The sequence below is a fragment of the Verrucomicrobiia bacterium genome (genome assembly GCA_019634625.1).
Taxonomy (GTDB): domain Bacteria; phylum Verrucomicrobiota; class Verrucomicrobiia; order Limisphaerales; family CAIMTB01; genus CAIMTB01.
The window spans coordinates 19762-32389 of sequence record JAHCBA010000001.1 but is presented as its reverse complement, the minus strand read 5'-3'; the positions used below and the strand labels follow the sequence as shown (position 1 = coordinate 32389).

Below are 12628 nucleotides of genomic sequence, written 5' to 3'. Positions count from 1 at the left end.
AGGCTTCGCGAAGCTCGCACCTTTCCCCACGATTCCGGGGCACGGGGCGTGGAGGGATTCTCAAGTCCGGAGCGGCGGGTGCCGATGCATTCATGGAAGGTAACGAAGGAATGCAACCCATGGACTGCCCGGACCGCCCCCAGCTGAACGCCCTGACCCAGTCGATCGACAAGGTTGCGCTGGAGCTCGTTCTGGCCCAGCCGGGTCAGGATGGCGGGTTGCTTCCGATCAACAGCCTGCTGGGAGACATCGAGGAGACCGTGTCGGGTCTCGATCTGCCGGAATCGTTCGCGGCGATGTGTGTGCGGGGACGGGGCGTGGTGGACGAGGCGCTCCGGCGGGGAAACTTCGATGAAGAGACCCTGGGGCGCCTGCGGGAGTGGGTGGAATGGATGCAGGCGGGCGCGATGGCCGTGGGGGCTGGCGGGCCGCTGCCGGCCACGCCGGACGCGGGGGCGGACGGCGCGGATGGCGCGGATGGCGCGGATGGCGCGCACGCTGCGGAAGGTGCGGCGGCGGGTGCGGAAAGGGACGAAGCGGCGGTCGCGCCCCCGTTGACGAAAGCGAACGGGGACGAGTCGGAGGAGGAGGCGTTTCTACTGAACCTGGCGTGCGACGCCGAGTTGCTGCGGGAGTTTGCCAACGAGTCGCACGAGCATCTGCAGAACATCGAGCTGGGGGTGCTCACGCTGGAGGAGAACCCGACGGACTCGGCGACGTTGAACTCGATCTTCCGGGCGTTTCACACGTTCAAGGGAGGATCGGGCTTTCTGAATCTCCGCCCGATCAACCGGTTGGCGCACGAGCTGGAATCGCTGCTGGACCTGGCGCGCCAGGGACGGCTGGCGATCGACTCCGGGGTGATCAACCTGATCCTTGCCGGCGGTGACATCCTCAAGCGGTTTGTCGGGGAGATCGAGACGCGGTTGAGCGGCCGGCAGGAGGATGAGCCGATCTTCGTGCCGACCGGCACCGTGCTGGGCCGGGTGCGGGCGGTGATGGCCGCCGGGCCGGCAGCGGCCGTCGAACCCGTCGTGAGGGGCCCGGTCGGGCCCGGGGCGTCCGGGGGGGAGGAAGACGGATCGAGCGGGGCTGCGGCCGACGTGGCGAAGGCCTCCGTGGGCACCGGATCCGCGTCGCTGGCGGAGGCGGGTGGCGCCGGGCGGGGGGCGACCACCGTGAAAGTGGACACGCAGAAGCTCGACGCGCTGGTGGACATGGTGGGGGAGATGGTCATCGCGCAGTCCCTGGTGATGCAGGATCCGGACCTTGCGAGCTTGGAGAGTCGCGTCTTGAGCCGGAACCTCGGGCAGTTGGGACGGATCACCAAGGATCTTCAGCGGGTGGCGATGTCGCTGCGGATGGTTCCGATCCGGTCCACCTTCCAGAAAATGACCCGGCTGGTGCGGGACGTCTCGGTGAAGGCGGGCAAGCATGTCGAATTGCGGATGAGCGGGGAGGAGACGGAACTGGACCGGACCATTGTGGAGGAGATCAGCGATCCGCTGGTGCACATGATCCGGAACGCGGTGGATCACGGCATCGAGACGGCGGAGAAGCGGTTGGCGGCGGGCAAGTCGCCGCACGGGGTCATCCATCTGCGGGCGTTTCACCAGGGCGGCAACATTGTCATTGAGGTGGAGGATGACGGGGCCGGGTTGAACCGGGAGCGGATCCACCGGAAGGCGGTGGAGAAGGGGATCCTGGCCGAGGGGAGCGAGTTGACGGACAGCGAGGTGTTCAACCTGGTGTTTGCCCCGGGATTTTCGACGGCGGAAAAGGTCACGGACCTGTCGGGGCGGGGTGTGGGGATGGACGTCGTGCGGCGGAACATCGAGAAGTTGCGGGGCCGGGTGGAGATCAGTTCGACGCCCGGGCGCGGATCGCGGTTTACGATTCATCTGCCGCTGACGTTGGCGATCATCGACGGGATGATCGTGGGGATCGGGCCGCACCGGTACATTGTGCCGACACTGACCGTGCGGGAGTCGTTCCGGCCGACGGCGGACATGATCTCGACGGTGCAGGGGCGGACGGAGGTGATCAACGTGCGGGGGCGGTTGCTGCCGCTGCTGCGGTTGCACGCCTTGTTCGGGCTGACGCCGCGGTCGGCGGATGCGACCCAGGGCATCGTGATCGTGGTGGAATCCGAACGGGACGCACGGGGCATCCTGGTGGACGATCTGCTGGGCAAGCAGGAGGTGGTGATCAAGAGCCTGGGCGAGACGTTCAAACGGAGTGCCGGACTGTCGGGCGCGGCCATTCTGGGCGACGGGCGCGTGGGATTGATCCTGGATGTCGAGCAGTTGGGGACATCCCGGGCGGGTGCCCTGGCGATGGCGGCCTGACCGAGGCCCTGCGGGGTGCGCCGGCCCGGACGGAGACTCACGTTTCGCGGGTTCCCTCCGATACTCAGGAAGAAGGCACCGGATCGGCGCATCCGGGGCAAACAGAAGAAGGACTATGACAGAGACCCTACCCTCCATTCAATCGGCTGAGCACGCGGTGGCCGGCAAGTACCTGACGTTCCTGCTTGGGCGCGAGTCGTACGGCGTCCAGGTGCTGAAGATCCGCGAGATCATCCGGTACACGGACATCACCTCGGTGCCCCAGATGCCGGCCCACATCCGGGGCGTCATCAACCTGCGGGGAAAGATCATCCCGGTCATCGATCTGCGGATGAAGTTCGGACTTCCGGTGGCGGACGCCACCGAGCGGACGTGCATTGTCGTCGTACGGGTCGAGCTGCCCAACGGTTCCAGTGCGCAGAACGGGGTGATCGTGGATGCGGTGGAGGAGGTGATCCAGATCGCGGCGGCGGACATCGAGCCGACGCCGGATTTCGGGGCCACCGAGGACACGGGATGCCTGCTGGGAATGGCCAAGATCAAGGGTGGGGTCAAGACGTTGCTCGACATCGACAAGGTGATCGGAACCGACGCCATCCCGCCTGGACTTCAGACCTGAACATCCGGGGCCACGGTTCCGGCGCAGGTTGCCGGTCCGGCCTGGTTCCCAATCCCTCTCATTCCTCCGCACCATGCGTCAGCGCCCCAGCTTCGAACTTCGATCCGTCCCTGTCGTGTCCGCCCGTCCGACGCATTGTCCCGGGGAGGCGACGCAGACCGAGGATGTGGAGGTCGGGCGGGCGCGGATTGCCGGCGGGAAGGGGGGGGCGCCGGAGTCGGACATGGGGGCGAGGAGCGTGCCGGTGCTGCAGTGGGAATACACGGAGTGGATCCTGGAATGTCGTGTGGAAACGCCGATGGCGGCGGGGGACGAGCGGACCTAAGCCGGCGATCGGGGGGGGCGGGGCGTTGGGAGGTACGGGTCCTGCGCGGACCCTGCACCGATCCGATCTGTGCAGGGGCTTCGGAGGGGGTGGGGCCTCGCGTGCGCCCCTTGCATGGCGCTACGCGACCTGACGGGAGTGTATTTACGTAGCGAATTCACTTGCCTCCAACTCACCCACTTTTGGTTTTCTGTGGTGGGTTCGTTAGGTAAAGAGGGGTTGTTGGGATGGGGAAGGGGGATCGGGCAACGATCCGGGAAGGGGTCCTATCCGCGGGCGACGAACCATCCACGATGGGGACTGCAATCAACGATCGAGCGGACGAGTTGGCGATGACGCGTCCGGTGGGCGCGGACGGTGTCACCCCGCCGTGGCCGGACTTGTTCGAGGATCTGCCCTTGCTGGCGGTGGAACTCGACCGGGAGGGGCGCATCCGGACGGTCAACCAGCGTCTTGCCGAGCTGGCGGGATGGCGGGCTGCCGAGGTGACGGGGCGGGACTGGGTGACGGCGATGGTTCCACCGCCGGAATCGGGGCGGGAGCGCGAGGTATTGGAGCGATTCCGGGCGGGGAAGGCGGTGCCGCGCCGCCGGGAAAGTGCGGTCCGGACGCGGAGCGGCGAGACCCGGCTGGTCCGATGGAGTTATGTGGTGGTGCGGACGGGTGGGGGGGAGGTGCACGGATTGGTGGCGCTGGGGGAGGAACTGGCGGACGGATCGCTGCCGGCCCCCGGGGGGGAGGAGAGCGAATTGGAGGCGATGTTCTTCGGGTCGTCCGGCATCCAGGTTGTCTTCGGCGAGGACGGCCGTGTGCGCCGGATGAATGCGGCGGCGATGGAGTATTTCGGCGTGGAGGAGGGGCCGTGCCGGGATTGGCGGGCGAGCGAGTTGATGGGGTGTTGGGGCGAACTGGAGGGACCGCCCGACTGCGGATTGGGGGAGGCGTGCCAGGGGTGTGGATTGAGGGCGGTGATGGAGGACACGATGCGGCACGGGACGGTCCACCGTCGGCGCGAGGTGCGGCAGAAGCTGTTGCGTGGCGGATTGCCGGTGGAGGTGACGATGCTGGTGTCGTCGTGCCCGGTGCGCAGCCAGGGGAGGTCGATGGTGCTGGTGGGGATCGAGGATGTGACGGCGGCGCGGTTGGCGGAGGAGCGGGTGCGGGAACAGGCGGCGCTGTTGGCGGCGGCGCAGGATGCGATCTGCGTGACGGATCTGGAGGGTCGGATCCGGTACTGGAACCGGGGTGCGGAGCGGCTGTTCGGGTGGTCTGCGGAGGAGGCGGTGGGGCAGATGGCGGCCGGCGTGGTGCTGGGCGGGGCGAGCCGGTATTGGGCGGCGATTCGAAAGGCCGTGACGCAGGAAGGCCACTGGGATGGCGAATTGCAGTCGTTCCGCCCCGGGGGCGAACCCTTGACGGTGGAGGCCCGGGCGAGCGCGATGCGGGACGCCGACGGGCAATCGAGGTCCATCCTGCTGGTGGGGACGGACGTCACGGAGAAGCGACAGTTGGAGCGGCAGGTGTTCCGGGGACAGCGACTGGAGAGTCTGGGGACGTTGGCGTGCGGGATTGCGCACGATCTGAACAACGTCCTGACGCCGGTGCAGATGGTGGCGGATCTGCTGCGGACGGCGGTGGCGGGGACGGAGGGGGAACGATTTCTGGACCTGCTGACCCGGAGTGCGCGACGGGGGGCGGACATCATCCGGCAGTTGCTTCAATTCGGGCGGGGTGCGGACGGGGCGCAGGTGCCGCTGGATCTGCGGCATTTGTTGAAGGAGACGGCCACCATCCTGCGGGAGACCTTTCCGAAATCGATCGAGGTCCAGGTCAAGGTGCCGGCGTTGCTATGGCCGGTGGTGGGGGATGCCACGCAACTGCACCAGGTGATCCTGAACCTGTGTGTGAACGCACGCGATGCGATGCCCCGCGGGGGGACGCTGGGGTTGTCGATCGGGAACGTTGAACTGGATGCGGCACGATTGGGGACGGTTCAGGAGGCCATCCCGGGGCGGTATGTGGTGCTGGAGGTGGCGGACAGCGGAAGCGGGATTGCGCCGGACGTGGCGAATCGCATTTTCGATCCGTTCTTCACGACGAAGCCGCAGGGTCAGGGGAGCGGGCTGGGCCTTTCGACGGTTCAGGGGATCGTGCGCGGGCACAAGGGGTTTGTCCTGTACGAGACGGAGGTGGGAAGGGGATCTGCGTTCAGGGTTCACCTGCCGGCGAGTCCGGAGACGTCCGGGGTGGATGTGGGGGGCGGTTTGCCCCCGGCGGCGCAGGAGGGAGGGCGGCAGTGGGTTCTGGTGGCGGACGACGAGGATGCGATCCGGGAACTCGCGCGGGTGACCCTGGAACGATCCGGGTATCAGGTCATCACGGCGCGGGACGGGGCCGAAGCGATCTCGATCTTCGGGCGACGCCACGCGGAGATCGGGGTGGTGGTGGTGAACATGATGATGCCGTACCTGGACGGAGCGTCGGCGATCGCGGCGTTTCGGCGGTTGAACGGAGCGGTGCCGGTGGTGGCGGTGAGCGGGATGCCGTCGCAGCGGGAGGATGCGGAGCGGGCGTGGGGCGGGCCGGTGGCGTTCCTGCAGAAGCCGTTTCCGATCCGGGCGCTGATCGACGAGGTGACGCGTTGCGTGGAGGCGGGCGGGCGGGCGGATCCGGCTGAGCCGTAGCCAGGTGCAGGGATACGGCCTAGACGAGCCCCTCGAGGATGCTGGGAAGGCGTTGGAGGCTCCGCATGAGGCTGGCCTCGGCGATGGTCCGTTCGGTGTGGGGCCGGCGGCCGCAGAGGATGGCCCAGCCGGATGCGCTGGTCCAGGCCTCCGAGGTGACTTCGACATGGTTCCCGCTGTGCCCGACGCGTCCGTGGCGGACGAGGAGATCGGCGATCTGGACGGCCGCCACGATGCGGACATGGCGACTGGCGAGTTCCGGGCGGTGATGGTGGCGGGCGGCCTCCACGAGCAGGTCGGGGAGGCGATGGTTGCGGAGGTACAGGGCCCCGAGTTCGCAGTGATCGACGCCGAGGATCTCCGATTCGAGCTCGGTGAGGTCGCGCAGGGATTCGCGGTGGAGGGTATGGATGGCCGCGAAGTGTTTGGGGAAGGCGGCGGCCATGGCGATCTTGCCGACATCGTGGACGAGTCCCGCGACGTAGTCGGATTCGTCGCCGGGGATCTCGAAGGTGCCGAGGACTTCGCGGGCCAGGATCGCAGTACCGATGCAATGCTGCCAGAACTCGCGCCAGTCGAAGGGGGCCCCGGCGGACAGCTTTTGGAAGTCCTCGATGATGGGGGTCATCATGGCGAGTTGGCGGATCTGGCGCACGCCGAGGAAGAAGACGGCCTCCTCGATGCTGTTCACGGGGGTGGAGAATCCGTAATACACCGAATTGACGAGGCGCAGGAGGCGTTCGGTGAGGCTGGGGTCGCGGCGGATGATTTCGGCGATCTGGGTGGTGTAGCGGTGGTCGGCGCTGAGCAGTTCCCGGAGGGCGCTGTTGACGCTGCCGAGGGAGGGCAGGCGGGGGCAGGAGTGCAGGCGGGTCTCGATCTGGGCCGTCGTATAGCGCGGCAACTCGACGGGACATGGGGCGACGGCGACGCTCATCGGTCATCGATATCGGCTGAGGCGGCGGCGACTTGAGGAAATCGAAACCGGGCGCTCAAGGGCGGGCAGAAAATGCCGATGTAACGGGTGCATGATCGATCAACTGGAGGAACTGGTCACTCAGGCGGTGGCCCGCGCCTTCGAGACGATGTTGAGTCTCAAGGTGACGCCCGAGGAGGCCGGGGTGCCGACGTGGAACGGAGAACCGCACGTGGCGGGATCGGTGGGGTTCATCGGGCGCTTGAGCGGAGTGGTGTACATCTACGCCAGTGCGCCCCTGGCGCGGGAGATCACGGGACGGATGCTCGGTCTGGCGACGGAGGAGATCGAGGGCGACGAGATGGTCAACGACGCGGTGGGGGAGCTGACCAACATGGTGGTGGGTCAGATCAAGTCGCAGTTGTCGGACCGGGGGATGCCGTGCGTGCTGACGATCCCGTCGATTGTGCGGGGAAGCCATTTTGTCATTGAGTCGGTCAGTTCAACGACGCGCCGGGTGAATACGTTTCGCTGCGGCGACCGGCAGTTCGTGGTGGAAACACTTATCAAATCCAGCTGAAACGGGGACTATGCCCATCAAGATCCTCACTGTTGACGACAGCAAGACGATCCGGTTGATCGTTGCCAAGGCCTTCAAGCCCTTTGATTGCGAGGTGTTCGAGGCCTCGAACGGGGTGGAGGGGCTGGCGGTGGCGGCGAAGGAACGGCCGCATGTGATCATCCTCGACCTCACCATGCCGGTGATGGACGGATACGAGGCGCTCACCAAGCTGAAGTCGGATCCCGACCTCAAATCGATCCCGGTGGTCATGCTGACCGCCGAATCCGGGCGCGAGAACGTCCTGCGGATCGCCAAACAGGGGGTGCGCGACTACCTGGTGAAGCCCTTCAAGGAGGAGCTGATCGTGGAGCGGGTGGGGCGGATCATCGACCTGAAGCCCAAGGGGCTGCAGCCGGTGAAGGCGCGGCGCTTCGACGACGCCCTGTCGATTCTGGTGGTGGACGACAAGCCGGCGATTGGTGATCAGGTGCGGGCCGGGTTGGCGGACACGCAGTGGACGGTGGTGGCGCGGGGCCAGGCGGGGGAGGCGCTGGACTACTGCCATCAGACGGCGCCGGATGCGGTGCTGGTGAGCCTCACGCTGCCGGACGATTCGGCGTTCTCGCTGTTCCAGGCGCTGCGGGGGAATGCGCGGACGAAGTCGGTGCCGGTGTTTGCGATGTGCGTGAAAAACGCGGTGGAGGATCAGGCGCGGGCGCAGCAGAGCGGATTCACGGGTGTGATCACCAAGCCGATCGAGTTTGAGGAACTGAAGGGGAAGGTTGCCCGGGCGCTCTCGCTGGACACTTCGTACAAGTACTTCCAGCACCGGGACGGCGTGCTGGTGCTGAGCCTGCCGGTGTCCTTCAACGGAGCGGTGGCCAACGAGGTGTCCTCGCACCTTCGGGCCAAGGTGGCGGAGGCGGTGGATGCGGGCTTTGGGCGGGTGGTGTTCGATGTGAGCGCGTTGAAGTCCGCGGACATCCTGCTGATCAAGCTGGGACTCGAGGTGATGCAGTTCTGCAACGAATTGTCGCTGCGGTTGCGGATGATCGGGTCGCCGGTGGTGATCCAGGAATGCCGGAAGTACGAGGAGACGAAGGACTGGTCGTTTGCCAGTTCGTTTGAGGATGCGCTGACGGCATTGAACGGCCGGGAGGTGCCGGTGGCGGCGTAGGCCGCTGCCGATCGAGGCCATGAAGCTGCCGGCCGGACATGCGTTGATGGTGGCCGCGGGCCTGTGGGGCAGCGGCTTGGGTTGGGCGGGAGGCTATCTCGCCAGCGACGCGCCCCCGAGGTTGCGGTATCAACGGCCGAAGCCGGTGGTGGCCAACCCGGTGGTGCTGCCGCCGCTGGCGCTGTGGGATCCGGCGCCTGCCGTTTCGACCCCGGCGGAGGCGGGACCGCAAGCCTCGGCGAACGGAGCTTCGGGGGGGCAGTCCGGGGCTGTCCTGGAGCGGGTCGAGGGGCCTTCCGGCACGGCCGGGGTGGCGGTCGCCGGCGGTTCGACCAATGGGGTGCCGACGCTGACCTGGGCTGGAACGACGCCGCTGGAGTTGGGGGTTGCGGAACGGGCCGAGATCGTCACGCCGCAGTTGCTGGTGCCGTTCTTCACGGACGCGGAGGCGAGCCGGGCGGCGCTGCTGGTGGCGGAGCCGGTGCGCTTTGTGCCGCCGCAGCCGGCGGCGAGGCGGTCCAGTCAGGCGACGTACACGCGCGGGCGGTAGCCGGAACCTGGAGCCATGCCTGCTGGAATTCATCGAGGAGATCGGGCCGGGCGGCGCCTGGCGGCGCTGGTCCTGGTTCTGGTTGGGACGGTGGCGCTGGCGGGTGGCGGTGTGGGGGCGGATCCGGGAGGGGTGGGGGTGGGGATCAACCCGGGTGGGGAGGCTGTGGCAGCGGGGACAGGGGTGACGGGGACCGGCCTGCAGGCGCATGGGGTGCGGTTGGAAATGGCGCGGACGCTGCGGGCGAGCGGTCATCGTTCCCAGGCGACGCGTCACCTCACCCAGTTGCTGGAGTCGGACGCCCCGGACGAGATTCATCGGGCGGCGCTTCTGGAACTGGCCGGGGTGGCGCAGGACGAGGGGCAGTGGAACCGGGTGCAGCAGATCCTGTCGCAGTACGTGAGCCGGTATCCGCGGCATCCGAGCACGGTGGAGGTGCTGCTGAGGCAGGGAGACCTGTATCGGCGTGCGGGGGCGAACGGGCTGGCATTGTCCAAGTACTACGCGGTCATGACGAGTGCGCTGAGCCTGCGTGTGGATCAACTGGACCTGTACCAGCGGCTGGTGCTGGAGGCACAGATTGGGATTGCGGACACGCATTACCTGGCGGGGCGATGGAAGGATGCGGCGGATTTTCTGCGCCGGTTGCTGCGGCTGGCGTCGCCCCATCTGGACCGGGCGCAGGTGCGTTACAAGCTGATCCGGGCCCTTTCGATGATGCCCGAGGCGCGGGACGAGTGTGTGGCCCAGGCGGAGCTGTACCTCGAATCGCACGGCGGGCTGCCGGAGGCCTCGGAGGTGCGATTTCTGCTGGCGGGCGCCTTGAAGGAGCAGGGGCGGAATGCGGATTCGCTGCGGCAGGTGTTGCGGCTGCTGGAAGTGCAACGCGCCCAGGCGACGGAGGATCCGCGGGTGTGGGCCTACTGGCAGAAGCGGGCCGGGAACAAGATCGGGAACCAGCTTTACCAGGAAGGCGATTATCTGAGCGCGCTGGCGATCTTCGAGCGGCTGGCAGTGCTGGATGATTCGCCGGAGTGGCAGCTTCCGCTGTGGTACCAGATCGGTCTGGTGTACGAGCGGCTCGAGCAACCCGGACGCGCCTCGGCCACCTATTCGAATGTGGTCCAGCGGGGGAAGGGCTTGGAGGAGGGGCAGCGCACGCCCGACCTGCGAACCGTGCTGGAGATGGCGCAGTGGCGCGCGGACCAGTTGGGCTGGCTTGGCGGGGTCGCCGAGCGGGTGGCGGCGCTGCGGGGGACGCTGACGGAAAAGGAATCCTTGAATGTCGATGAAGGCACCTTCTGAAATCGCCGCCGTCCTGCGGGAAAACCTGGCGCTGTACGAGACCGTATGGCGGGCCGTGTCCGAAGAGGGGGAGGAACTGCGCTCCGACACGGGGCAGGTTCCGGTGCGGCAGGGGCGGGACAAAAAGGACTTGCTTCCCCGTCTGGTTGCGTCGCTAGATGCGCTCGCCAGTTCACGGGCTGCCTGGCAGGCGGGAGGCCCTGCGGCGCGGGCGCGTCATCCGGAGGTGGGCGCGTTGGTTCGGCAGAGCCAGGATCTGCTGATGAAGATCATCGTCATGGATCGCGAGAACGAACAGATGCTTTTGAGGAAGGGGATGTTCCCGGCTCGCGAGCTGCCTTCCGTGAACCGGCAACGGCCCCATTTTGTGACCGACCTCTACCGCCGGCAGGGTGCCCGATGAAACCCCAGCGCCCATGCCCATCGAGAAGATCCTCGTCCTCGAAGACGATCTGATTCAGCGGAAGAATCTCGAGCTGCAATTGCGGCAGCGGCGGTACGAGGTGGCCAGCGCGGGTACGCTGGGGGAGGCGCACGAGTTGCTCGGGAGGGAGACCTTCGACCTGATCCTGGTGGATGTGAATCTGCCGGACGGCGACGGGCGGGATCTGCTTCGGGAGCTTCAGTCGCGGCCGCAACGGCCGCATGTGGTGATGATGACCGGGGAGGGTTCGATCGAGTCGGCGGTCGAGTGCATGCGGATGGGGGCGCTCGATTACCTCACCAAGCCCTTCACCTTCGATGAGATCGAGGTGCGGCTGAAGAAGGCGGAGGACTTCTCGCAATTGGTGCGCGTCACCCGCTATCTGAGTCACGAGGAGAGCGAGGAGACGGGTTTCGAGCTGCTGGGGCGCAGTCCGGCGATGGAAGGATTGCGGCAGATGATCCGGAAGATTGCGCCGACGCAGGCGACGGTGCTGATCCAGGGGGAAAGCGGCACCGGGAAGGAACTGGTGGCGCGGGCCCTGTACCGCCAAAGCCCGAGGGGCCAGGCGCCGTTCATCAAGGTCAATTGCGCGGCGATCCCGGAGAACCTGATCGAGAGCGAGTTTTTCGGGCACGAGCGGGGCTCCTTCACCGGGGCCATTTCCCGTCGGGAGGGGCGGTTCGAGCTGGCGCATGGGGGGACGATCCTGCTGGACGAGGTGAGCGAGGTGTCGCCCCAGGTGCAGGCCAAGCTGCTGCGGGTGCTTCAGGAGCGGGAACTGGAGCGGGTGGGAGGGAATCGGACGATCAAGGTGGATGTCCGGGTGATCGCGACCACCAACCGGAATCTCGAGCAGAGCGTGCAGCGCAAGGAATTCCGCCAGGACCTGTACTTCCGGCTCAATGTGGTGCCCATCCAGGTGCCGCCGCTTCGGGACCGGATCGGGGATGTTCCCGAACTGGCCGAGCAGTTCATGCAGCGGTTCGCCCGGAAGCACGGGGTGCGGGTGCGCGGGATCGCCGACGATTGCCTGCGGGTCCTGCAGAGCCATTCCTGGCCGGGGAACGTCCGGGAACTGCAGAACGTCATTGAGCGCGGCGTGATTCTCTGTGGCGAGGGAGGTTTGCTCGAGGCGGAACACCTGGGATTCGCCCCGGTTGCGGGCACGAAGGCGACGGCCGTCGGGGATGCGGGGGCCGAGGGAACGGGGTCAGGAGAAGGGGCCAACGGGATCCAGTCGCTGGCCGAGTTGGAGAGGATCCAGATCTTCAAGGCCCTCGACCATACGGGAGGGAACCGCACCCACGCGGCCCGGTTGCTGGGCATCAGCATCCGGACCCTTCGGAACAAGCTGCACGAGTATGGCCGGGACACGCGGGACGGCGACCTGGACGACGCCGGAAGTGGCCCCGAGGGCGATTGACGACTTCCATCGCGGGACGGTGAGCGCCCGTCCCGGGTGAGTTGAGGAGGGCTGATCGACCGTTGTCGCGGTTCTCGTACCGGCCGCTTCAATCCAAATCGATTCCAAGGCCGGGTTGCCATGCCCGTCCGCCGTGACATGGAGGACGGTGCGCAAAAAAGTCCCAGCGAACTCAATGGCAGGTGCCAACCGGCCGTTGAATACGATGTGGGATCTCTCACGAACGATGCGGAGTCGGTCCAATTGGCGTCCTGTTGCCCTCCTCCGGGGCCCGTCGCGACGAACGAAGCGC

At 66.9% G+C, this 12628-nt stretch carries 11 protein-coding genes; 10 read left to right on the top strand and 1 reads right to left on the bottom strand.

Annotation, left to right across the window (positions count from 1 at the left end; genetic code table 11):
- Window positions 1-407 precede the first annotated feature (407 nt).
- From KF833_00130 to KF833_00115, 4 genes are all read left to right on the top strand, one after another.
- Window positions 408-2348: a chemotaxis protein CheA gene (locus KF833_00130; GenBank protein ID MBX3743691.1), complete on the top strand. Its 1941-nt coding sequence runs from the start codon at window positions 408-410 to the stop codon at window positions 2346-2348.
- Window positions 2349-2463: 115 nt separating this feature from the next.
- Window positions 2464-2967 carry a purine-binding chemotaxis protein CheW gene (locus KF833_00125; protein MBX3743690.1) on the top strand — a complete coding sequence of 168 codons (504 nt, stop codon included), beginning with the start codon at window positions 2464-2466 and terminating at the stop codon, window positions 2965-2967.
- A 73-nt stretch (window positions 2968-3040) separates the two neighbouring features.
- The gene (locus KF833_00120) at window positions 3041-3292 is read left to right on the top strand and encodes a hypothetical protein (protein ID MBX3743689.1); all 252 of its coding nucleotides are present in this window, start codon (window positions 3041-3043) and stop codon (window positions 3290-3292) included.
- Between the two features lie 293 nt (window positions 3293-3585).
- The gene (locus KF833_00115) at window positions 3586-5976 is read left to right on the top strand and encodes a PAS domain S-box protein (GenBank protein ID MBX3743688.1); all 2391 of its coding nucleotides are present in this window, start codon (window positions 3586-3588) and stop codon (window positions 5974-5976) included.
- 19 nt (window positions 5977-5995) lie between these two features.
- Here KF833_00115 and KF833_00110 read toward each other — a convergent pair whose 3' ends face one another.
- Window positions 5996-6913: an HDOD domain-containing protein gene (locus tag KF833_00110; protein MBX3743687.1), complete on the bottom strand. Its 918-nt coding sequence runs from the start codon at window positions 6911-6913 to the stop codon at window positions 5996-5998.
- A 91-nt stretch (window positions 6914-7004) separates the two neighbouring features.
- On the opposite strand from KF833_00110, the gene KF833_00105 reads away from it, so the two are divergent.
- From KF833_00105 to KF833_00080, 6 genes are read left to right on the top strand one after another with little or no spacing between them, the layout of a single operon-like run.
- Complete coding sequence (locus KF833_00105) at window positions 7005-7472, top strand: chemotaxis protein CheX (protein MBX3743686.1); 468 nt, start codon at window positions 7005-7007, stop codon at window positions 7470-7472.
- A 10-nt stretch (window positions 7473-7482) separates the two neighbouring features.
- Window positions 7483-8631, top strand: coding sequence for a response regulator (locus KF833_00100; protein ID MBX3743685.1), 1149 nt, complete (start codon window positions 7483-7485; stop codon window positions 8629-8631).
- A gap of 19 nt (window positions 8632-8650) precedes the next feature.
- Entirely contained in the window at window positions 8651-9181 is a 531-nt protein-coding gene (locus KF833_00095) for a hypothetical protein (protein ID MBX3743684.1), read from the top strand.
- Between the two features lie 15 nt (window positions 9182-9196).
- Window positions 9197-10486 carry a hypothetical protein gene (locus KF833_00090; protein ID MBX3743683.1) on the top strand — a complete coding sequence of 430 codons (1290 nt, stop codon included), beginning with the start codon at window positions 9197-9199 and terminating at the stop codon, window positions 10484-10486.
- On the top strand, window positions 10470-10889 hold the full coding sequence (locus tag KF833_00085) for a hypothetical protein (protein MBX3743682.1): 420 nt from the start codon (window positions 10470-10472) through the stop codon (window positions 10887-10889). The genes KF833_00090 and KF833_00085 overlap by 17 nt, the downstream gene beginning before the upstream one ends.
- Before the next feature lie 13 nt (window positions 10890-10902).
- The gene (locus tag KF833_00080) at window positions 10903-12336 is read left to right on the top strand and encodes a sigma-54-dependent Fis family transcriptional regulator (GenBank protein MBX3743681.1); all 1434 of its coding nucleotides are present in this window, start codon (window positions 10903-10905) and stop codon (window positions 12334-12336) included.
- The last annotated feature ends 292 nt before the right edge of the window (window positions 12337-12628 follow it).